Genomic DNA, 21208 nt, shown 5'->3' with positions numbered 1-21208 from the left:
TCCCCTCCGGGTGGGCTCCTCTCTCGAGGCCGGCCGACGGCTCAACGTCGTCGTCGGCATCACCGGCGGCATCGCCGCGTACAAGGCCGTCGGAGTCGTCCGCGCGCTGGTCCTCGCGGAGCACGACGTGCACGTCGTCGCGACCGAGGCCGCGCTGCGCTTCGTCGGGAAGCCCACCCTCGAGGCCATCTCGCGGAACCCGGTGCACACCGAGCTCTACGAGGGCGTCGCCGAGGTCCGGCACGTGGCCATCGGCCAGGCCGCCGACCTCATCGTGATCGCGCCCGCGACGGCGCACACGCTCGCCAAACTCGCTGCCGGCCTCGCCGACGACCTGCTCGGCAACACGGTGCTCGCGAGCACCGCCCCGCTCGTGGTCGCCCCCGCGATGCACACCGAGATGTGGGCGAACGCCGCCACCGTCGCGAACACGGCGGTGCTCCGCTCCCGCGGCGTGCACGTCGTCGGCCCCGCGGTCGGCCGCCTCACCGGCGCCGACTCGGGCCCCGGCCGTATGGAGGAGCCCGAGACGATCGTGGCGGAGGCCCTCGCCGTCCACGCCCGCTCAGCCTCCGCCCGCCGCGACCTCGCGGGCGTGCGCGTCCTCGTGACCGCCGGCGGCACCCGCGAGCCCCTCGACCCGGTGCGCTTCGTCGGCAACCGCTCCAGCGGCAGGCAGGGCGTCGCGCTCGCGCTGGCCGCTGCGGCCCGGGGCGCGGAGGTCACCCTCCTCGCCGCGAACCTCGACGTGCCGGCGCCGGAGGGCGTCACGGTCCTCCCGGTGGGCACCGCGCTCGAGCTGCGCGAGGCCGCCCTCGCCGCGGCCCCCGGCGCGGACGTGGTGATCATGGCCGCGGCCGTCGCCGACTACCGGCCCGCCGCGGTCGCCGACGCGAAGATCAAGAAGGAGCAGCAGGGCGACCGTCTCGTCCTCGAGCTCGTCAAGAACCCGGACGTCCTCGCCGAGATCTCCGCCTCCCGGCGGGAGGGGCAGATCGTCGTCGGCTTCGCCGCGGAGACCGAGCCGGACCGGGACGCGATGCTCGCCCTCGGCCGCGCCAAGATCGCCCGGAAGGGCTGCGACCTGCTCGTCCTCAACAGGGTGGGCTGGGCCGAGGGTTTCCAGAGCGATAGCAACGCCGTCGTGGTCCTCGATCGGGCCGGCGATATAGTTGGCGAGGCCTCGGGCAGCAAGGCGGAGGTGGCCGATCGCGTCCTCGACGCGGTCGTGCGCTAGCCCCGCCGGTCCGCCCGCCCAGGCGCCGATCGCCTGCCGCCCGGCATCGCGCCCGCCAGGCCACTCCCGGTACGAACGACCCCGGTCCGCACGAGCCGGGACGAGAAGAGAAGCATGACCTCCGGTCCCCTCCGCCTGTTCACCTCCGAGTCCGTCACCGAGGGCCACCCGGACAAGATCTGCGACCAGATCTCGGACCGCATCCTCGACGCCCTGCTCCGCGAGGACCCGCACAGCCGGGTCGCCGTCGAGACGCTGGTCACGACGGGGCTCGTGCACGTCGCGGGCGAGGTCTCCACGAGCGGCTACGTCGAGATCCCCAAGATCGTGCGCGACACGATCGTCGAGATCGGCTACGACTCCTCGGATAAGGGCTTCGACGGCCGCTCCTGCGGCGTCTCGGTCTCGATCGGCCAGCAGTCGCCCGAGATCGCGGCGGGCGTGGACACGGCGCTCGAGGTCCGCTCCTCCGAGGCGGGCGAGGACGCCTTCGACCGCCAGGGCGCGGGCGACCAGGGCCTGATGTTCGGCTTCGCGACCGACGAGACCCCCGAGTACATGCCGCTGCCGAGCTGGCTCTCGCACCGCCTCGCGGAGCGCCTGGCCGCCGTCCGCAAGTCGGGCGAGCTCGACTACCTCCGACCCGACGGCAAGACCCAGGTCACCATCGGCTACGACGGCACGACGCCGTCCACCATCGACACCGTCGTCCTGTCCACCCAGCACGCCGAGCACGTCAGCACCGAGACGATCCACGCGGACATCGCGGCGCACGTCATCCGCCCCGTCCTCGAGACGGTCGACCTCGACTCCTCCGCCGTGCGCCTGCTGATCAACCCGACGGGCCGCTTCGAGATCGGCGGCCCTCAGGGCGACGCCGGGCTCACCGGCCGCAAGATCATCGTCGACACCTACGGCGGAGCGTCCCGCCACGGCGGCGGCGCGTTCTCGGGCAAGGACCCGTCGAAGGTGGACCGCTCGGCCGCCTACGCCATGCGGTGGGTCGCCAAGAACGCGGTCGCCGCGGGGCTCGCCTCGCGGCTGGAGGTGCAGGTCGCCTACGCCATCGGCAAGGCGGCCCCGGTCGGCCTCTACGTCGAGACCTTCGGCACCGGCACCGTCTCCGACGAGACGATCACCGAGGCGATCCGCTCGGTCTTCGACCTGCGCCCGGCCGCGATCATCCACGCACTCGACCTGCTCCGCCCGATCTACGCGCAGACCGCGGCCTACGGCCACTTCGGCCGGGAGCTCCCCGACTTCACCTGGGAGCGCCTCGACCGGGTCGACGACCTGCGCTCCGCCGCGGGCCTCTCGTAGCGGGCGCGGCGGCGATGGCGACGAGCGGAGCCGTCGCGCGCGTGCTCCTGGACTCGCCCCTCCCGCAGCTCGACCGGCTCCTGGACTACGCGGTGCCGGAGGCGCTGCGCGGCGAGGTGGTCCCCGGCGTGCGCGTGCGGGTGCCGTTGCGGACCGGAGGCCGGATCGCCGACGCGTTCGTCGTCGAGACGGGGGAGGGGACCGAGCACGCCGGAGCGCTCAGCGGCATCGAGGAGCTGGTCTCGCCGCTCGTCGTGCTGACCCCGGAGGTCTGGGCCCTCGCCCGCCGGGTGGCCGACCGCGCCTCCGGAGGCGCGAGCGACGTGCTGCGCCTGGCCGTGCCGCGCCGCCACGTCCGCGTCGAGAAGGCGCGACTCGCCGCGGGTCCCGCTCCTGCGGCGCCCGCGGTCGAGGTGGGCGGCGTGACGGGCTACCCCGACGCCTCCTTCGCGGGACTCGCCGAAGGGGCCCGGCTGGCGGTCGGCGCCGTGCCGGCTCCGGTGAGGCTCGACTCGGGCGCGTGGGTCGGCGGCTGGGCCGTCACGCTCGCCGAGCTCGCCCGGGACACGCTCGCCGCGGGCCGCGACGCGATCCTGGCCGTCCCCGACTACCGCGACCAGGAGCAGCTGGAGCTCGCTCTCGCCGCCCTCGTCCCCGCGGAGGCGGTGGTGCGCCTCGATGCGCGGCAGAAGGGCGCCGAGCGCTACTCCGCCTTCGTCCGCTGCCTCGATCCCGGGCCGCGGGTCGTCGTCGGCAACCGCTCCGTCCTCTACGCGCCCTCCTCCGCCCTCGGCCTGATCGCGCTCTGGGACGACGGTGATCCGCTCTTCGCCGAGCCGCTCGCGCCCTACGCGCACGCCCGCGACGTCGCCCTGGTGCGGCAGGAGCAGAGCGGCGCCGGCCTCGTCCTGCTCGGCAACACGCGCACGGTCGAGGTCGAGCGGCTCGTCGAGATCGGCTTCGCGACCGAGGTGGAGCCGCGGCCGAGCCGCCGCCCGCACGTCGTGCCGACCGCCCAGCAAAGGGCGGCCGACGAGCACGACGCGGCAGCGCGCATCCCCTCCTCCGCCTGGCGGGAGGCGCGGAAGGCCCTCGACTCCGGTCCCGTGCTCGTCCAGGTCGCGCGCCCCGGCTACGCGCCGGTGGTCGCCTGCGCCCGCTGCCGGACCGTCGCACGCTGCAACCGCTGCCAGGGTCCGCTCGGCGTGCACTCCGAGGGCGGGCGGCCGAGCTGCGGCTGGTGCGGCCTGATCGCGGCCGACTGGACCTGCTCCGTCTGCGAGGCGACGGCTCTGCGCCTCGTCTCCCTCGGCGCGGGCCGCACCGCGGAGGAGCTCGGACGCGCCTTCCCGGGTGCCAAGGTGATCGTCGCCGACGGGCAGCGCCCCGTGCTCACCCTCCCCGACGAGCCCGCGCTCGTCGTGGCCACGCGCGGGGCGGAGCCGCGGGCCGACGGCGGCTACCACGCCGTCCTGCTGCTGGACGGCGAGCGGATGCTGGCCCGCGAGAGCCTGCGGGTCGCCGACGACGCGCTCCGCACCTGGTCGAACGCCGCGGCGCTGGCCCGCCCGGGCGCGCCGGTCCTCCTGGTCGGGGTCGGCGGCCGGCTCGCGACCGCCCTGGCGACCTGGCGGCAGGCCGAGTACCTCCGGGCCGAGCTCCAGGAGCGGCGCGCTCTGCGCTTCCCGCCCGCGGTGCGCCTGGCCACGGTGAGCGGCGACGCGCACGCGGTGGAGGAGGCGCTCGACGCGCTCGACGAGGACGACCGGCACGAGGTCCTCGGTCCTGTCGGGCTCGAGGACGGCTCCGTCCGGGCGATCGTCCGGTTCGACTACGCTCGCGGTGCGGATGTGGCCGCGCGCCTCCGCTCCGCCGTGATCCGCAACGCCACGCGCCGTCGTCGCCCGCCGACCACGCCCGGCCGCTTCCGGCCGGCCCCCCGGCTCCGGGTCCGTCTCGACGACCCCGACATCCTCTGACTCCCCAGGAGACCCCCGTGCGCCTCGTCTTCGCCGGCACGCCCGCCGCCGCCGTTCCGACCCTCCGCGACCTCGCCGCCTCCGCGCACGAGGTCGTGGCCGTGGTCACCCGGGAGGACGCCCCGGTGGGCCGCAAGCGCGTGCTCACCCCCTCGCCGGTCGCCGTCGCGGCCGAGGAGCTGGGGATCCCGGTGATCCGGGCGAACCGCCTCGACGAGGACGTGACCGACCGGATCGCGGAGCTCGCCCCCGACCTCGGCGTGATCGTGGCCTACGGCGGCCTCGTCCGGCAGCGCCTGCTGGCGGTGCCGCGCCTGGGCTGGATCAACCTGCACTTCTCCCTGCTGCCGCGCTGGCGCGGGGCGGCTCCCGTCCAGCGGGCGCTGATGGCGGGCGACACGCGGATCGGCGCGAGCGTCTTCCAGCTGGTCGCCGAGCTCGACGCCGGTGACGTGTACGCCGAGCTCGCCGTCGACGCGGGGGAGCGCACCGCGGGCGAGCTGCTGACGGAGCTGGCCGGGAGCGGCGCCGGCCTCACCCTCGGCGTGGTCGACGCGCTGGAGGAGGGCACGGCCGTCGCGACTCCGCAGACCGGAGAGGCGACCCCCGCTCCCAAGCTCGACGCCGCCGACGGCCGGATCGACTGGAGCCTCCCGACCGCGCGGGTCCTCGCGCTCGTGCGCGGAACGACTCCCGAGCCCGGAGCCTCGACCGCGGTGGGGGACGCGCGCCTCAAGGTGCTCGCGGTCCGCGCGGCCGAGGGGGACCTCGCTCCCGGCGTCGTCCGCCTCGACTCGGGGCGCGCCCTCGTCGGCACCGCGGACGGAGCGGTGGAGCTGGTCACCGTCCAGCCCGCCGGCAGGACCCCGATGGCCGGCGCCGCCTGGGCCCGCGGCCTGCGCGAGAGCACGGTGCTCGCGTGAGCGCCCGGCGCGAGGCCGCTCCCGCCCGCCGGGTCGCCTACGACGTCCTGCTCGCGGTGAGCGGGTCGGACGCCTACGCCAACCTGGTCCTGCCCGCGCGGATCAGCGCCGCCGGCCTCTCGCCCGCCGACGCGGGACTGGCCACCGAGCTCTGCTACGGCACTCTGCGGATGTCCGGCTACTACGACCGCGTGATCGCCCTCGCGGCCGGCCGGTCCGTCGAGAGCATCGATGCGCCGGTGCTCGACGCGCTGCGCCTGGGCGTGCACCAGCTGCTCGCGACCCGCGTGGCCCCGCACGCCGCGGTGAACGAGAGCGTCGCGCTCGTCGCGGCCGGCTCCTCGCGGGGAGCGGTGGCCTTCGCCAACGCCGTGCTGCGCGCGGTCTCGCGCTCGAGCGCCGGCGAGTGGCGCGAGCGGGTCTCCGCGGCCGCGGTCTCCGGCGACGACCGGATCGCCGCGCTGAGCTCCCACCCCGTGTGGATCGTGCGCGCCCTGCGACGGGCGCTGGCGGCGGAGGGGGCGGCCGACGAGCTCGACGCGCTGCTCGCCGCCGACAACGCGGCTCCGCGGGTGAACCTGGTGGCTCTGCCGGGCCTGGCGTCTCCCGGCGAGATCGCCGACGCCGAACCCGACCGGTTCTCGCCGGTCGGCATGACCAGCACCGGCGGCGACCCGGAGGCGTTCCCCGCGGTGCACGAGGGCCGCGTGCGCGTGCAGGACGAGGGCTCCCAGCTCGCCGCTCTGGCGCTCTCCCGGGCACGGCCGGTCCGCCCGGGCGAGCGCTGGCTCGACCTGTGCGCGGGACCCGGCGGCAAGGCGGCGCTGCTCGCGGCGGAGGCGCGCGCAGGAGGGGCGGCGCTGCTCGCCAACGAGGTGGTCCCGGGCCGCGCGGGCCTGGTGCGGCAGGCGCTGGCCGCCGTCGACCCGTCGGTCGAGGTGCGCACCGGCGACGGGCGCGACCTGGGCGACGAGCAGCCGGGATCGTTCGACCGCATCCTCCTCGACGCGCCGTGCACCGGTCTCGGTGCGCTGCGGCGGCGGCCGGAGGCGCGCTGGCGCAAGTCCGCGGCCGACGTGGAGCCGCTGGCCGCACTCCAGGGCGAGCTGCTCGACTCCGCGGTGAGGGCTCTCGCTCCCGACGGTCTGCTGGCCTACGTGACCTGCTCGCCGCACCTCGGCGAGACCCGGCGCGTGCTCGCCCTCGCGCAGGAGCGGCACGAGCTCGAGCTCGTCGACACGCCGGCCGTGCTGCGCGCGGTGACGGCGGACCCGCTCCCGCTGCCGGACGGCCCCCTCCACGTGCAGCTCTGGCCGCACCGGCACGGCACCGACGCCATGTTCGTCCAGCTCCTCCGCCGCCGGCCCCTCGAGGCGGCGTCCGGAGACGCCTGAACCCTCCGGAGCGGGAACGCGCTCGGCCGGGCGGACGCGGAGGACGCTCCGATCTAGGCTGGACGCATGCCCGCACGGATCAACCCCAGCATCCTCTCCGCCGACTTCGTGAACTTCGAGGCCGAGCTGCAGCGCATCGCCGGAGCCGACCTGGTGCACGTCGACGTGATGGACAACCACTTCGTGCCGAACCTCACGTTCGGGCTGACCATGGTCCAGCGCCTCCAGGACGTCTCGCCCCGGCCACTCGACCTGCACCTGATGATCGACGACCCCGACCGGTGGGCCCCCGACTACGCCGAGACCGGCGCCTACTCCGTGACCTTCCACGCCGAGGCCGCGCGCGACGCCGTGGCCCTCGCGCGGCGCCTGCGCGAGATCGGCTCGCGGGCGGGGATCGCGCTCAAGCCGGGCACGATGGTGGACGACTACCTCGACCTCCTGCCCGAGTTCGACCAGGTCCTCGTGATGACGGTCGAGCCCGGCTTCGGGGGCCAGTCCTTCATGGAGGAGACGATGCCCAAGCTGCGCACCCTCCGGAACGTGGTGGACCGCACCGGGCTCGACGTCTGGCTCCAGGTCGACGGCGGGATCGCTCCCGGCACGATCGAGATCGCAGCGGAGGCGGGAGCCGACACCTTCGTCGCGGGCTCCGCGGTCTTCGGCGCGGACGACCCGGAGGCCGCGATCGCGTCGCTGCGCGAGACGGCGACCGCTCACCTGCACCGGCACTGAGGCGGCCCGCGCCCGGCCGCCGTATAGACTTCCCCGGTGAAAACTTTCGACGACCTCTTCGCTGAGCTGGGCGAGAAGGCCGCCGCCCGTCCCGAGGGTTCGGGCACCGTCCGCGAGCTCGACGCCGGCGTGCACTTCATCGGCAAGAAGATCGTCGAGGAGGCCGCCGAGGTGTGGATGGCCGCCGAGCACGAGGGCGACGAGCGCACCGCCGAGGAGATCTCGCAGCTGCTCTACCACCTGCAGGTGCTCATGCTCGCCAAGGGACTGACGACGGCCGACGTCTACCGGCATCTGTGAGCCCCGCCCCGCTCGCCGGGGTGCGCCTCCGCTCCGCGCCGTCGCGCCCGCACGCTCCCCGAGGAGCCGTGCCGCCCCCTGAACAGCCGTCGAGTCATGAAGGACGTCCCGTGACCACCACCCCCGCCCCGGCGCTCCTGCGCGTCGCCGTCCCCAACAAGGGCTCCCTCTCGGAGACCGCCGGTCAGATGCTCGCGGAGGCCGGCTACACCGGCCGCCGCGACCCGAAGGAGCTGCACGTCGTCGACGAGCGCAACGGGGTGGAGTTCTTCTACCTGCGCCCGCGCGACATCGCCACCTACGTCGGCTCCGGCGCTCTCGACGTCGGGGTCACCGGCCGCGACCTCCTGATCGACTCCGGCTCCGAGGCGCGCGAGATCGCGAGCCTCGGCTTCGCCAACTCCACCTTCCGCTTCGCCGGGCCCGCAGGCCGCTACGACGAGCTCGCGCAGATCGACGGCCTCCGCGTGGCGACCAGCTACCCGGGCCTCGTGGGCCGCTTCCTCCGGGAGCACGGCGTCGAGGTGACGCTGATCCGCCTCGACGGCGCGGTCGAGTCCGCGATCCAGCTCGGCGTCGCCGACGTCATCGCCGATGTCGTCGAGACCGGCACCACGCTCCGCAAGGCCGGCCTCGAGATCTTCGGGCCGGTCATCCTGGACTCGACCGCCGTCCTGGTCTCCGCCGCGGGGGAGCCCGAGGGCATCCCGGTGCTGCTGCGCCGCCTGCAGGGCGTGCTGGTCGCCCGCGAGTACGTGCTGCTCGACTACGACTGCCCCGTCGCGCTCCTGGAGAGCGCCACGGCGATCGCCCCGGGCTTCGAGTCGCCGACGGTCTCGCCGCTGCACGACGCCGAGTGGGTGGCCGTCCGCGTGATGGTGCCGCGCTCGGACATGAACCAGGTGATGGACCGCCTGTACGACCTGGGCGCCCGCGCGATCCTGGTCACCTCCATCCACGCCGCGCGCCTGTAGAGGGGGAGCCGATGAGTCTCGCCGTCCGCGTCATCCCCTGCCTCGACGTCGCCGCCGGCCGCGTCGTGAAGGGCGTCAACTTCCAGAACCTGCGCGATGCGGGCGACCCCGTCGAGCTCGCCCGCCTCTACTTCGAGCAGGGCGCCGACGAGCTGACCTTCCTCGACGTCACCGCCACGGTCGACGACCGCTCGACCACCTACGACGTGGTGCGGGCGACCGCCGAGCAGGTCTTCATCCCGCTCACGGTCGGCGGAGGCGTGCGCAGCGCCGAGGACGTCTCGCGACTGCTCGCGCACGGCGCCGACAAGGTGGGCGTCAACTCCGCCGCGATCGCCCGGCCCGAGCTCCTCGGCGAGATCGCCGACGTCTTCGGCGCGCAGGTGCTCGTGCTCTCGCTCGACGTCAAGCGGAGCGACGCCACGGCGTCCGGCTTCGTCGTCACCACTCACGGCGGACGCCGCGAGACCGAGCTCGACGCCCTGGCCTGGGCGGCCGAGGCCGTCGAGCGCGGCGCCGGGGAGCTCCTGGTCAACTCCATCGACGCCGACGGCACCAAGCAGGGCTTCGACCTCGAGCTGATCGCCGCGATGCGCGAGCTGAGCTCCGTGCCCGTCATCGCCTCTGGAGGCGCCGGCGCCGTCGAGCACTTCGCTCCGGCCGTCGACGCGGGGGCCGACGCCGTGCTCGCCGCCTCCGTCTTCCACAATCGCGAGCTGACGATCGGCGACGTCAAGCGCTCGCTCGCCGCCTCCGGGATCGAGATCCGATGACCCCCGCCGAGCTCGACGCCGTCCTGGATCGCGCCGCCTTCGATCCGACCGGGCTCCTGCCCGCGATCATCCAGCAGCACGACACCCGCGAGGTGCTCATGATGGGCTGGATGGACCGCGAGGCTCTCCGGCGCACCCTCACCGAGGGCCGCGTCACCTTCTGGTCGCGCTCGCGCCAGGAGTACTGGCGCAAAGGCGACACGTCCGGGCACGCGCAGTACGTGCGGGGTGCCGCCCTCGACTGCGACGCCGACACCCTGCTGGTCCAGGTCGAGCAGATCGGCGCAGCCTGCCACACGGGCGAGCACGCCTGCTTCGACGTCGACCCCCTCGTGCCGTTCACCGGCCTCGGTCCGGCGGAGTGAGCATGAGCGGACGGCGGCTGAAGTACACGGCGATCCTCGGGGTCGTGCTGCTCGCCGCGCTCGAGCTGACCTCCTCCACCCAGACCTGGTCCACGCTGACCCTGGCCGCGATCGAGGGGGAGGGCCAGCGGATCGACGTGGCCGGGACCGTCGCCGCGCCCGCGCTCTCCGCCCTGGCGCTCGCGGGCCTCGCCCTCGCCGCGGCCCTCGCCATCGCCGGCCCCGTCTTCCGGATCGTGCTCGGTGTGCTCCAGGCCGTCCTCGGCGCCTCGGTGGTGCTCGCGGCCGCGACGGCACTGGGCGACCCCGTGCGCGCCGGCGCTTCGCTCGTCACCGAGGCGACCGCCATCGCGGGGGAGCAGTCCGTCGCGGCGCTCGTGGCCTCGTCCTCCGCGACGGCCTGGCCCGTCGTCGCCCTGGTCTGCGGCGTGCTCACCGCGCTGCTCGGGATCGGCGTCCTCGCGACCTCGCGCCGCTGGCCGGGAGCGGCGCGGAAGCGCGCCTCCCGCTTCGAGCCCGCCGACGGCTACGGCCACGGCGCGTCGACCGTGCAGACGGACGACGGCGACATCGATCCGGTCGTCTCGTGGGACGAGCTCTCGCGCGGCGACGACCCCACCTCGGGCCGCTGACACCGGCCGCGGTCGTGTCCGGCGGTCCGGCATCCCCGCCTCCTGCAGGCGGCTGCGCAGGCGAGTCCGGGGCCGGGCGCTCAGGCGCCTCACGCTAGACTGCTCTGGTCCCGATGCACCCCCAGGAGGAGACCCATGAGCACCGAGCACGACGACGACAACCACGGCCACTCGCCCGCAGCGTGGACGGCCGTCGTCATCATGCTGGTCGGATTCACGATCGGCACGATCGCGTTCTGGTTCGACGTGCCCCTGGTGGTCTGGCTCTCGGCCGGCCTGGTCGTGGTGGGTCTGCTCGTGGGCATGGGCATGGCCAAGGCGGGCTACGGCGTCAACGGTGCGAAGGCGAACCCGAAGGCGCGCGCCTAGGTGCTCGCCGACCTCACCGCCGGCGCCCTGGCCGACGCGGCCCGGCGCCGCGAGAGTGCCCCGCTCGAAGCCGTCGAGCGCCGCGCGCTCGCCCAGGCGCCCGCCCTCGACGCCCTGGCCGCTCTGGCCCCCGCCGAGCGCGTCAGGATCATCGCCGAGGTGAAGCGCGCCAGCCCGTCGCGCGGAGCCCTCGCCGACATCCCCGTCCCCGCCGAGCTGGCCGGACAGTACGAGCTCGGGGGAGCGAGCGCGATCAGCGTCCTCACCGAGGAGCGCCGCTTCAAGGGGTCCCTCGCGGACCTCGAGGCGGTCCGCGAGCGCGTGTCGATCCCCGTCCTGCGCAAGGACTTCGTCGCCGAGCCGTACCAGGTCCTCGAGGCCCGCGCGGCCGGAGCCGACCTGGTCCTCCTCATCGTCGCCGCGCTCGAGCAGCCCCTGCTCGCCGAGCTGCACGCCCTCGTCCTCGAGCTGGGGATGACCCCGCTCGTCGAGACGCACTCGGCCGACGAGCTCGAGCGGGCCGCCGACCTCGGCGCGCGGCTCATCGGCGTGAACGCCCGCGACCTCTCCACCTTCCAGCTCGACCGCGACCTCTTCGGCCGCCTCTCCGAGCGCTTCCCCGACGACGCGGTGAAGGTGGCCGAATCGGCCGTCCTCACCGCCGACGACGTCGCGCACTACCGCGGCTCCGGAGCCGACGTCGTCCTCGTGGGCGAGGCTCTCGTCACCGGCGGCGACCCCGTCTCCACCCTCGCCGGCTTCCTGGCGCACTGACCACACCGATAGGCGGTACCCCCATGGCACTCCGGGATGAACTCGGCCCCTACTTCGGCGAGTTCGGCGGACGCTACGTCCCCGAGTCCCTCGTCGAGGCCCTCGACGAGCTGAGCGCCGAGTACGAGCGCACGAAGGTCGACCCCGCGTTCGCGGCCGAGCTGATGGAGCTGCACCGCAGCTACACCGGTCGTCCGTCGATCATCACCGAGGTGCCGCGGTTCGCCGAGCACGCCGGCGGTGCGCGGATCATCCTCAAGCGCGAGGACCTCAACCACACCGGCTCGCACAAGATCAACAACGTGCTGGGCCAGGCGCTGCTCACCAAGCGGATCGGCAAGACCCGCGTCATCGCCGAGACGGGAGCGGGCCAGCACGGCGTCGCGACCGCCACGGCCGCCGCCCTGTTCGGCCTCGACTGCGTGGTCTACATGGGCGAGGTCGACACCGAGCGCCAGGCCCTCAACGTCGCCCGCATGCGCCTGCTCGGCGCCGAGGTGATCCCCGTGACGACCGGCTCGCGCACCCTCAAGGACGCGATCAACGACGCGATGCGCGACTGGGTGACGAACGTGGGCACCACGAACTACATCTTCGGCACCGTCGCGGGCCCGCACCCGTTCCCGGCCCTCGTCCGCGACTTCCAGAAGATCATCGGCGAGGAGGCGCGCGAGCAGGTCCTCGAGCTCACCGGCTCGCTGCCCACCGCGGTCACCGCCTGCGTCGGCGGCGGCTCCAACGCGATGGGGATCTTCCACGCCTTCCTCGACGACCCCGAGGTCCGCCTCGTCGGCTTCGAGGCCGGCGGCGACGGGATCGAGACCCCCCGCCACGCGGCGACCATCAGCAAGGGCCGCCCCGGCGTCCTGCACGGCGCCCGCAGCTTCCTCCTCCAGGACGAGGACGGCCAGACCGTCGAGTCGCACTCGATCTCGGCCGGCCTCGACTACCCGGGCATCGGCCCGGAGCACGCATGGCTCTCGAGCATCGGCCGCGCCGACTACCGCGCGGTCACCGACTCGGCCGCGATGGACGCGCTCATGCTGCTCAGCCGCACCGAGGGGATCATCCCGGCGATCGAGTCCGCGCACGCGCTGGCCGGCACGCTGGAGCTCGGGCGCGAGCTCGGCCCCGAGGCCACCATCCTGGTCAACCTCTCGGGCCGCGGCGACAAGGACATGACGACCGCTGCGCACTACTTCGGCCTCATGGACCAGGGCGCGGTGCAGTCGTGAGCGGCCGCGGACCGAGCGTCGCCGAGACCGTCCGGCGCCGGAACGAGGAGGCGGCGGGCGCCCTGATCGGCTACCTCCCCGTCGGCTTCCCCGACCTGCCGACCAGCATCGACGCCGCCGTGGCCATGGCGGAGAACGGCGTCGACGCGATCGAGCTCGGTCTGCCCTACTCCGATCCGGTGATGGACGGGCCCGTCATCCAGGAGGCGACCCAGGCCGCCATCGCGGGCGGCTTCCGCCTCCGCCACGGCTTCGAGGCCGTCCGCGAGATCCGGGCGCGCGTCGACGTGCCGGTCCTGGTGATGACCTACTACAACCCCGTCCTGCAGTACGGGGTCGAGCGCTTCGCCACCGATCTGGCCGAGGCCGGCGGGTCCGGCCTCATCACGCCCGACCTGATCCCGGACGAGGGCGCCGAGTGGCTCGCCGTCTCCGAGCGGCTCGGACTCGACCGCGTGTTCCTCGCGGCACCGTCCTCGACGGACACGCGCCTGCGCCAGGCCGTCGACTCGAGCCGTGGATTCGTCTACGCGGTCTCAACGATGGGCATCACCGGCGCGCGCACCGATGTCGACTCCGCGGCCCGCACCCTGGTCGACCGCCTCCGCGCCGCCGGCTCCGAGAGCGCGTGCGTCGGCCTGGGCATCTCGACCGGCGAGCAGGTCGCCGAGATCCTCGCCTACGCGGACGGCGCCATCGTCGGATCCGCCCTGGTGCGGGCGCTGGCGTCCGGCGGGGTCGACGCGGTCGCCGAGACCTCCCGCGGCCTCGCCGAGGGCACCCGCCTGCGCTCCGCGCGCTGACACCCTCCCGCTACAATCGGGATGCCCACCGGGGCGCGGCCGAGCCGCGCCCGGGGGACCCCCTCCTTCGAAAGGTCGAGTACCGGTGTCCGTACCGCTGAGCATTCCGAGCCCCCCCGACGCGTGGAGTCAGTACGACCTCACGATCGGCACCTTCACGCTCGCGATCCACACCTACGCGCTCTGCATCCTCGCGGGGATCATCGTGGCGACGATCATGACGAACCAGCGGCTCAAGCGCCGCGGCGCGGAGCCGTGGGTCGTGCTCGACATCATCATCTGGGCTGTGCCGCTCGGCATCGTCGGCGCCCGCGCCTACCACGTGCTCACCCACCCCGGCGACTACTTCTACGACGGCGCCGACCCGTGGGAGGTCGTCCGCATCTGGAACGGCGGCAACGCCATCTTCGGCGGGCTGATCGGAGGCGCGGTCGGCGCGTTCATCGGCTGCCGCTGGACAGGAGTGCGGTTCTGGACCTTCGCCGACGCCCTCGCCCCCGGCATGCTCGCCGCGCAGGCGCTCGGGCGTCTGGGCAACTGGTTCAACCACGAGCTCTTCGGCCTGCCCACGACCCTGCCCTGGGGCCTCGAGATCGAGACCACCAACCCGGCCTTCCCCGTCGGCCTCCCGGCGGGCACGCTCTTCCACCCGACCTTCCTCTACGAGATCCTCTGGAACGTCGTCGGCATCGCGGTCATCCTCCTGCTCGAGCGCCGTCTCAAGCTGCAGTGGGGCACCGTCTTCGCCGCCTACCTGATCTGGTACGGGATCGGCCGCGTCTGGTTCGAGTCCATCCGGATCGACCCGAGCGAGTTCTTCTGGGGCATCCGCACCAACGTCTGGGCCGCGCTCATCGCCGTGGTCATCGGCCTGGTCCTCGTGGTGATCCAGAAGCGCGAGCACCCGGGCGCCGAGCCCTCGGCCTACCGGCCGGGTCGCGAGTGGACGCCCGCCCCGGCTGCGGTAGAATTCGAGGACGTCGAGTCCGACTCCGACGACACCACCACCCCTGCTTCCGGCACCGACGCCGAGAAGCCGACGGTCTCCCGCACCTGACGGAGGTCGCGGAGCCTCCGCGACCGCCTCCCGGGTGCCCGACACCTCCACGACCGCCCCATCGCGGCGCAGCCACGAGCGCTGCCGCGGGCGGGTCGTCGTGCAGGCACCGCCGGCGGCGCGCGACGCTCGCGCCACGGCAGAACCCTGCGGCCCTCCCGATCGGGGAGCCGCTCCTCCTCCACCACCGCGGGCCAGCGACGTCCCGATCAGCCATCACCCCCGTGAGGACGGTTCCCATGGCCTCCGCCCAGCCCTCGACCCCGGCCCGCGCCGTGCCCTTCCTGGGCATGCCGCCGGCGCAGGGGATGTACGACCCGGCCGCCGAGAAGGACGCGTGCGGTCTCGCGATGGTCGCCACCATGCGCGGCACCGCCGGCCACGACATCATCGACGCCGCGCTGAACGCGCTGCGCAACCTCGAGCACCGCGGCGCCGTCGGCTCCGACGCGGGAACGGGCGACGGCGCGGGGATCATCACGCAGATCCCGGACGAGTTCCTCCGCGCGGTCGCTCCCTTCGAGCTCCCGCCGCTGGGCCAGTACGCGGTGGGCAACGCCTTCCTCCCGGTGGACGTGTTCGAGCGCGAGCGGGTCAAGTCGACGATCGCCGACATCGCCCGCGAGGAGAACCTCGCCGTGGTCGGCTGGCGCTCCGTGCCCGTGCAGCCCGACGAGATCGGCACGCTCGCCCGGGCCGCCATGCCGGCGATCGAGCAGCTGTTCATCCGGAGCGAGCTGACCGACGAGAGCGGCACGCCCCTCTCCTCCGTGCGCCTCGACCGCCTGACCTTCCGCCTGCGCAAGCGCGTCGAGCGCGAGCTCGAGGTCTACTTCATGTCGCTCTCGAGCCGCACGCTCGTCTACAAGGGGATGGTGACGACGCTCCAGCTGGAGCCGTTCTACCCGGACCTGTCCGACGAGCGCTTCGCGTCGAAGCTCGCGCTGGTGCACTCCCGGTACTCCACCAACACCTTCCCCTCGTGGCCGCTCGCTCAGCCGTTCCGGATGATCGCGCACAACGGCGAGATCAACACGGTGCAGGGCAACCGCAACTGGATGCGCGCGCGCCAGTCGCAGCTGAAGAGCCGCGAGCTGGGCGACCTGGCCCCGCTGTTCCCGATCGTCTCGCCCGGCCGCAGCGACTCCGCCTCGTTCGACGAGACCGTCGAGCTGCTCAATCTGGCCGGCCGGTCGCTCCCGCACGCGATCATGATGATGGTGCCGGAGGCCTGGGAGAACCAGGACGGCGCGCTCGACCCGAAGCGCCGCGCGTTCTACGAGTACCACTCGATGCTCATGGAGCCGTGGGACGGCCCGGCCGCGATCGTCTTCACCGACGGCGAGCTCGTCGGCGCCACCCTCGACCGCAACGGGCTCCGACCCGGCCGCTACGTCGTCACCGACGACGGGCTCGTGGTGCTCGCCAGCGAGATCGGCGTGCTCGACATCGACCCCGCGAAGGTGGTCCGCAAGGGACGCCTGCAGCCCGGCCGCATGTTCCTGGTCGACACCGAGCAGGGCCGCATCGTCGAGGACGAGGAGATCAAGGGGCAGCTCGCCGCCTCCGGTCCGTTCGAGGAGTGGCTCGAGAAGGGCCGCATCAACCTCAAGGACCTCCCCGAGCGCGAGCACATCGTGCACACGCCCGCCTCGGTCAACCGCCGCCAGCGCACCTTCGGCTACACCGAGGAGGAGGTCCGCCTCCTCCTGCTGCCGATGGCGCGCGCCGGTGCGGAGCCGCTCGGAGCGATGGGCTCGGACACCCCCGTGGCCGTCCTGTCCAAGCGCCCCCGCCTGCTCTTCGACTACTTCACGCAGGCCTTCGCGCAGGTGACGAACCCGCCGCTGGACTCGATCCGCGAGGAGGTCGTGACCTCGCTCCGTCTGGGCCTCGGCCCCGAGCGCAACCTGCTGACCGCCGGTGCCGAGCACGCGCGCCAGGTCGTCCTCGACTTCCCGGTCATCGACAACGACGAGCTCGCGAAGATCCAGCACATCGCGCCGCGCCCGCTGAGCCACATCACCACGACGATCCGCGGCCTCTACCGCGTCGACGCGGGACCCCGCGCGATGCAGGACCGCATCGACGAGATGTGCGATGAGGCCGACGAGGCCATCGCCGCGGGAGCGCAGTTCCTGGTGCTCTCGGACCGCGACTCCACCAAGGACCTCGCGCCGATCCCCTCGCTGCTGATGCTCGCCGCCGTGCACCACCACCTCATCCGCACCGAGAACCGGATGCGAGTGGGGCTCGTGGTCGAGGCGGGCGACGTCCGCGAGGTGCACCATGTGGCGACGCTCATCGGCTACGGCGCCTCCGCGGTCAACCCGTACCTGGCGATGGAGACCTGCGAGGACCTCGTCCGCAGCGGCATGCTGTCGGACGTCTCGCCGGAGAAGGCCGTGAAGAACGTGATCAAGGCGCTCGGCAAGGGCGTGCTGAAGATCATGTCCAAGATGGGCATCTCCACCGTGTCGAGCTACGCAGGGGCGCAGACCTTCGAGGCCGTCGGCCTCAGCCAGGCGTTCGTCGACCAGTACTTCACCGGCACCGTCTCGAAGCTCGGCGGCATCGGCATCGACGTCGTCGCCGAGGAGAACGCCGCGCGTCACCGCGCCGCGTACCCCGAGGACGGCGCGATCGTCGCGCACGAGCGCCTGGCGGTCGGCGGCGAGTACCAGTGGCGCCGCGACGGCGCCCCGCACCTGTTCAACCCGGACACGGTGTTCCGCCTGCAGCACTCGACGCGCAACCGCCGCTACGACGTCTTCCGCGAGTACACGAAGATGGTCGACGACCAGGCGAGCTCGCTGATGACCCTCCGCGGCATGTTCAAGCTCGACACCGCGGGGCGCACGCCGATCCCGATCGACGAGGTCGAGCCGGTCGAGGCGATCGTCAAGCGCTTCTCGACGGGCGCGATGAGCTACGGCTCCATCTCGCCGGAGGCGCACGAGACGCTCGCCATCGCGATGAACCGCCTCGGCGCCAAGTCGAACACGGGCGAGGGCGGCGAGGACACCGAGCGGCTGCTCGACCCGGAGCGCCGCTCCGCGATCAAGCAGGTCGCCTCGGGCCGCTTCGGCGTCACGAGCATGTACCTCACCCACGCCGACGACATCCAGATCAAGCTCGCCCAGGGCGCCAAGCCCGGCGAGGGCGGTCAGCTGCCGCCGACGAAGGTGTACCCGTGGATCGCGCGCACCCGGCACGCGACCGCCGGCGTCGGCCTGATCTCGCCGCCGCCGCACCACGACATCTACTCGATCGAGGACCTCAAGCAGCTGATCTTCGACCTCAAGCGGGCGAACCCGTCGGCGCGCATCCACGCGAAGCTGGTCAGCCAGTCGGGCATCGGAGCGGTCGCCGCCGGCACCGCGAAGGCCCTCGCCGACGTGATCCTCGTCTCGGGTCACGACGGCGGCACCGGCGCGAGCCCGGTGAACTCGCTCAAGCACGCGGGCACGCCCTGGGAGCTCGGCCTGGCCGAGACCCAGCAGACGCTGATGCTCAACGGCATGCGCGATCGCGTGGTCGTGCAGGTCGACGGCCAGATGAAGACCGGTCGCGACGTCGTCATCGGCGCGCTGCTCGGGGCCGAGGAGTTCGGCTTCGCGACGGCCCCGCTGATCGTCGAGGGCTGCATCATGATGCGCGTCTGCCACCTCGACACCTGCCCGGTGGGCGTCGCGACGCAGAACCCGGAGCTGCGCCAGCGGTTCTCCGGAAAGCCGGAGTTCGTCGTCAACTTCTTCGAGTTCATCGCCCAGGAGGTGCGCGAGTACCTCGCGCAGCTCGGCTTCCGGAGCGTCGACGAGATCGTCGGACACCGCGAGCTGCTCGACGTCGACCAGGCGATCGAGCACTGGAAGGCGAGCGGGCTCGACCTGACGCCGATCCTCGTCGGACCGGTCTTCACGGCGGAGGAGCCGCGCCGCCACGGCCGCGCGCAGGAGCACGAGCTCGAGCACCACTTCGACAACGAGCTGATCCGCCTCGCGGCGAACGTGCTCGACCACCGCGGCACCGTGCGGATCGAGCGCGAGATCAAGAACACCGAGCGCGCCGTCGGCACCATGCTGGGCCACGAGGTCACCGTCCGATTCGGCGAGAACGGCCTGCCGGCCGACTCCATCGTCGTGTCGCTCCGCGGCTCGGCCGGGCAGTCGCTCGGAGCGTTCCTCCCCGCCGGCATCACGCTGCGGCTCGAGGGCGACTCCAACGACTACGTCGGCAAGGGCCTCTCGGGCGGCCAGATCGTGGTGCGGCCGGACCGCCGCAGCACCTTCGACGCCTCGACGAACGTGATCGCGGGCAATGTGATCGGCTACGGGGCGACCCAGGGCACGATGTTCATCCGCGGGATGGTCGGCGAGCGCTTCCTGGTCCGCAACTCCGGCGCCACCGCGGTGGTCGAGGGAGTGGGCGACCACGCGCTCGAGTACATGACCGGCGGCCTGGCGGTGATCCTCGGCGAGACCGGGCGGAACCTCGGCGCCGGCATGTCGGGCGGCACGGCCTACATCCACGGCCTGCGCCGCGAGCTCGTGAACCGCGACGCGATCGCCTCCGGCGAGCTGACCCTCTCCGAGCTCGGCAGCGCCGACGTGGAGATCCTTCGCGACCTGCTCGAGCGGCACGTCGCGGAGACCGAGTCGACCCTGGCCCAGGGGATGCTCGACGATTTCGACGGAACGGTCTCGCGTTTCGTCAAGGTACTGCCCCGCGACTTCGCCGCGGTGCTCGCGACGCGCGCATCCGCTGTGGAGGAGGGGCTCGACCCCGACGGCGACGTCGTCTGGGGACGGATTCTGGAGGTGACCGGTGGCTGATCCCAAGGGGTTCCTGAAGGTGCAGGACCGGGAGCTGCCCAAGCGGCGTCCCGTGTCCGTCCGCCTGATGGACTGGAAAGAGGTCTACGAGCAGGGCGACTCCGCCGTGCTGCGCCGGCAGGCGGGCCGCTGCATGGACTGCGGCATCCCGTTCTGCCACAAGGGCTGCCCGCTGGGGAACCTGATCCCCGAGTGGAACGACCTGATGTGGCGCGGCGAGGGCCGCCAGGCGATCGAGCGCCTGCACGCGACGAACAACTTCCCGGAGTTCACGGGCCGGCTCTGCCCGGCGCCGTGCGAGTCGTCCTGCGTGCTCGGCATCAATCAGCCCGCCGTCACGATCAAGCAGATCGAGGTCTCGATCATCGATCAGGCCTTCGGCAACGACTGGGTGCAGCCGCACCCGCCGGAGCGCCTGACCGGCAAGACCGTCGCGGTCGTCGGCTCCGGCCCGGCGGGGCTCGCCGCAGCTCAGCAGCTCACCCGCGCCGGGCACACCGTCGCGGTCTACGAGCGCGACGACCGCATCGGCGGCCTCCTGCGCTACGGGATCCCGGACTTCAAGATGGAGAAGAAGCACCTCGAGCTCCGCCTGAACCAGATGAAGGCCGAGGGCACCCGGTTCCGCGCGGGCGTCGACATCGGCTCCGACATCACCTGGGACGACCTGCGGGCGCGCTACGACGCGGTCGTGGTCGCCACCGGCGCTCTCGTGCCGCGCGACCTGCCGATCCCGGGGCGCGACCTCGACGGCGTGCACTTCGCCATGGAGTACCTCGTGCAGTCGAACCGCGCGATCGCGGGCGACCGCGTCTTCGAGCAGATCTCGGCCGAGGGCAAGCACGTCGTCGTCCTGGGCGGAGGCGACACCGGAGCGGACTGCATCGGCACCGCCCACCGCCAGAAGGCCGCGTCGGTCACGAACCTGGCGATCGGGCAGCAGCCGCCGTCTCAGCGCCCGGACAGCCAGCCCTGGCCGATGGACCCGACCGTGTTCGAGGTCTCGAGCGCCCACGAGGAGGGCGGGGAGCGGATGTTCCTCGCGTCGACCGTGGAGTTCCTCGCGAACGAGGGCGGCGAGGTCCGCGCGGTGCGCGTGGCCGAGACCGAGTACCTCGACGGACGCCGCGTCCCCAAGGCGGGCACCGAGCGCGAGATCCCGGCCGACCTGGTCCTGCTCGCCCTCGGCTTCACCGGCCCGGAGGCGGACCACCTCGGCCGCCAGCTCGACGTCCCCTTCACCGAGCGCGGCAACGTCGCGCGCGGCGACGCCTTCGAGACCACCGTCCCCGGCGTCTTCGTGGCCGGCGACGCCGGGCGCGGCCAGTCCCTGATCGTCTGGGCGATCGCGGAGGGCCGCTCCGTCGCGGCCGAGGTCGACCGCTACCTCGAGGGCACGACCCAGCTGCCGGCGCCGGTCGGCCCCAACGACCGGGGCTTCACGCTCTAGTCCCCGGGACGCGATAGTCTCGGCCCGCCAGCAATCAGCTCACCCTCCCCGCT

The 21208-nt window shown here is 73.3% G+C and carries 18 protein-coding genes; all 18 read left to right on the top strand.

What is annotated here, in order from left to right; translation table 11 throughout:
• Positions 1-10 precede the first annotated feature (10 nt).
• The 18 genes from coaBC to C5C71_RS03155 all read left to right on the top strand — a co-directional run bounded on the left by coaBC (position 11) and on the right by C5C71_RS03155 (position 21155).
• Entirely contained in the window at positions 11-1237 is a 1227-nt protein-coding gene (coaBC, locus tag C5C71_RS03235) for a bifunctional phosphopantothenoylcysteine decarboxylase/phosphopantothenate--cysteine ligase CoaBC (RefSeq protein ID WP_104237507.1), read from the top strand.
• Between the two features lie 114 nt (positions 1238-1351).
• A complete protein-coding gene (gene metK, locus C5C71_RS03230) occupies positions 1352-2557 on the top strand; it encodes a methionine adenosyltransferase (RefSeq protein ID WP_104337139.1) in 1206 nt (401 codons plus the stop codon).
• A gap of 14 nt (positions 2558-2571) precedes the next feature.
• Positions 2572-4536, top strand: coding sequence for a hypothetical protein (locus tag C5C71_RS03225; RefSeq protein WP_104337138.1), 1965 nt, complete (start codon positions 2572-2574; stop codon positions 4534-4536).
• Positions 4537-4553: 17 nt separating this feature from the next.
• Positions 4554-5459 (top strand): methionyl-tRNA formyltransferase, encoded by a 906-nt coding sequence (locus C5C71_RS17455; RefSeq protein WP_104250384.1) that lies wholly within the window; start codon positions 4554-4556, stop codon positions 5457-5459.
• Positions 5456-6853: an RsmB/NOP family class I SAM-dependent RNA methyltransferase gene (locus C5C71_RS03215; RefSeq protein WP_104255377.1), complete on the top strand. Its 1398-nt coding sequence runs from the start codon at positions 5456-5458 to the stop codon at positions 6851-6853. Before C5C71_RS17455 ends, C5C71_RS03215 begins: the two co-directional genes overlap by 4 nt.
• Before the next feature lie 66 nt (positions 6854-6919).
• Positions 6920-7588 carry a ribulose-phosphate 3-epimerase gene (rpe, locus tag C5C71_RS03210; RefSeq protein WP_104232661.1) on the top strand — a complete coding sequence of 223 codons (669 nt, stop codon included), beginning with the start codon at positions 6920-6922 and terminating at the stop codon, positions 7586-7588.
• A gap of 36 nt (positions 7589-7624) precedes the next feature.
• Positions 7625-7888 carry a phosphoribosyl-ATP diphosphatase gene (locus tag C5C71_RS03205; protein ID WP_104337136.1) on the top strand — a complete coding sequence of 88 codons (264 nt, stop codon included), beginning with the start codon at positions 7625-7627 and terminating at the stop codon, positions 7886-7888.
• A gap of 110 nt (positions 7889-7998) precedes the next feature.
• Positions 7999-8862, top strand: coding sequence for an ATP phosphoribosyltransferase (gene hisG, locus C5C71_RS03200; RefSeq protein ID WP_104221851.1), 864 nt, complete (start codon positions 7999-8001; stop codon positions 8860-8862).
• Between the two features lie 11 nt (positions 8863-8873).
• Positions 8874-9635, top strand: coding sequence for an imidazole glycerol phosphate synthase subunit HisF (hisF, locus tag C5C71_RS03195; RefSeq protein ID WP_104246786.1), 762 nt, complete (start codon positions 8874-8876; stop codon positions 9633-9635).
• Positions 9632-10000: a phosphoribosyl-AMP cyclohydrolase gene (gene hisI / locus C5C71_RS03190; protein WP_104221855.1), complete on the top strand. Its 369-nt coding sequence runs from the start codon at positions 9632-9634 to the stop codon at positions 9998-10000. Before hisF ends, hisI begins: the two co-directional genes overlap by 4 nt.
• A 2-nt stretch (positions 10001-10002) precedes the next feature.
• Positions 10003-10632: a Trp biosynthesis-associated membrane protein gene (locus tag C5C71_RS03185; protein ID WP_104221858.1), complete on the top strand. Its 630-nt coding sequence runs from the start codon at positions 10003-10005 to the stop codon at positions 10630-10632.
• A 135-nt stretch (positions 10633-10767) separates the two neighbouring features.
• On the top strand, positions 10768-11001 hold the full coding sequence (locus tag C5C71_RS03180) for a DUF6704 family protein (protein WP_104221860.1): 234 nt from the start codon (positions 10768-10770) through the stop codon (positions 10999-11001).
• Entirely contained in the window at positions 11002-11775 is a 774-nt protein-coding gene (trpC, locus tag C5C71_RS03175; protein ID WP_104221862.1) for an indole-3-glycerol phosphate synthase TrpC, read from the top strand.
• A 23-nt stretch (positions 11776-11798) separates the two neighbouring features.
• Positions 11799-13010 (top strand): tryptophan synthase subunit beta, encoded by a 1212-nt coding sequence (gene trpB / locus C5C71_RS17735; RefSeq protein ID WP_104225310.1) that lies wholly within the window; start codon positions 11799-11801, stop codon positions 13008-13010.
• A complete protein-coding gene (trpA, locus tag C5C71_RS03170) occupies positions 13007-13813 on the top strand; it encodes a tryptophan synthase subunit alpha (protein ID WP_104232657.1) in 807 nt (268 codons plus the stop codon). The genes trpB and trpA overlap by 4 nt, the downstream gene beginning before the upstream one ends.
• Positions 13814-13898: 85 nt before the next feature.
• The gene (gene lgt, locus C5C71_RS03165; RefSeq protein ID WP_258059820.1) at positions 13899-14870 is read left to right on the top strand and encodes a prolipoprotein diacylglyceryl transferase; all 972 of its coding nucleotides are present in this window, start codon (positions 13899-13901) and stop codon (positions 14868-14870) included.
• Between the two features lie 239 nt (positions 14871-15109).
• The gene (gene gltB / locus C5C71_RS03160) at positions 15110-19705 is read left to right on the top strand and encodes a glutamate synthase large subunit (RefSeq protein ID WP_104221865.1); all 4596 of its coding nucleotides are present in this window, start codon (positions 15110-15112) and stop codon (positions 19703-19705) included.
• Positions 19698-21155 carry a glutamate synthase subunit beta gene (locus C5C71_RS03155; RefSeq protein WP_104246790.1) on the top strand — a complete coding sequence of 486 codons (1458 nt, stop codon included), beginning with the start codon at positions 19698-19700 and terminating at the stop codon, positions 21153-21155. Before gltB ends, C5C71_RS03155 begins: the two co-directional genes overlap by 8 nt.
• Positions 21156-21208 lie beyond the last annotated feature (53 nt).

Origin of the sequence: Rathayibacter sp. AY1C1 (assembly GCF_002932105.1) — a bacterium.
Lineage (GTDB): Bacteria > Actinomycetota > Actinomycetes > Actinomycetales > Microbacteriaceae > Rathayibacter.
This window is presented reverse-complemented; position numbering and strand designations above follow the sequence as displayed.

Bases quoted from the DNA above. Each gene is read 5' to 3' on its own strand.
- metK (WP_104337139.1), top strand. From the start codon at position 1,352: ATGACCTCCGGTCCCCTCCGCCTGTTCACCTCCGAGTCCGTCACCGAG.
- C5C71_RS03225 (WP_104337138.1), top strand. From the start codon at position 2,572: ATGGCGACGAGCGGAGCCGTCGCGCGCGTGCTCCTGGACTCGCCCCTC.
- rpe (WP_104232661.1), top strand. From the start codon at position 6,920: ATGCCCGCACGGATCAACCCCAGCATCCTCTCCGCCGACTTCGTGAAC.
- hisF (WP_104246786.1), top strand. From the start codon at position 8,874: ATGAGTCTCGCCGTCCGCGTCATCCCCTGCCTCGACGTCGCCGCCGGC.
- hisI (WP_104221855.1), top strand. From the start codon at position 9,632: ATGACCCCCGCCGAGCTCGACGCCGTCCTGGATCGCGCCGCCTTCGAT.
- C5C71_RS03185 (WP_104221858.1), top strand. From the start codon at position 10,003: ATGAGCGGACGGCGGCTGAAGTACACGGCGATCCTCGGGGTCGTGCTG.
- C5C71_RS03180 (WP_104221860.1), top strand. From the start codon at position 10,768: ATGAGCACCGAGCACGACGACGACAACCACGGCCACTCGCCCGCAGCG.
- trpB (WP_104225310.1), top strand. From the start codon at position 11,799: ATGGCACTCCGGGATGAACTCGGCCCCTACTTCGGCGAGTTCGGCGGA.
- gltB (WP_104221865.1), top strand. From the start codon at position 15,110: ATGGCCTCCGCCCAGCCCTCGACCCCGGCCCGCGCCGTGCCCTTCCTG.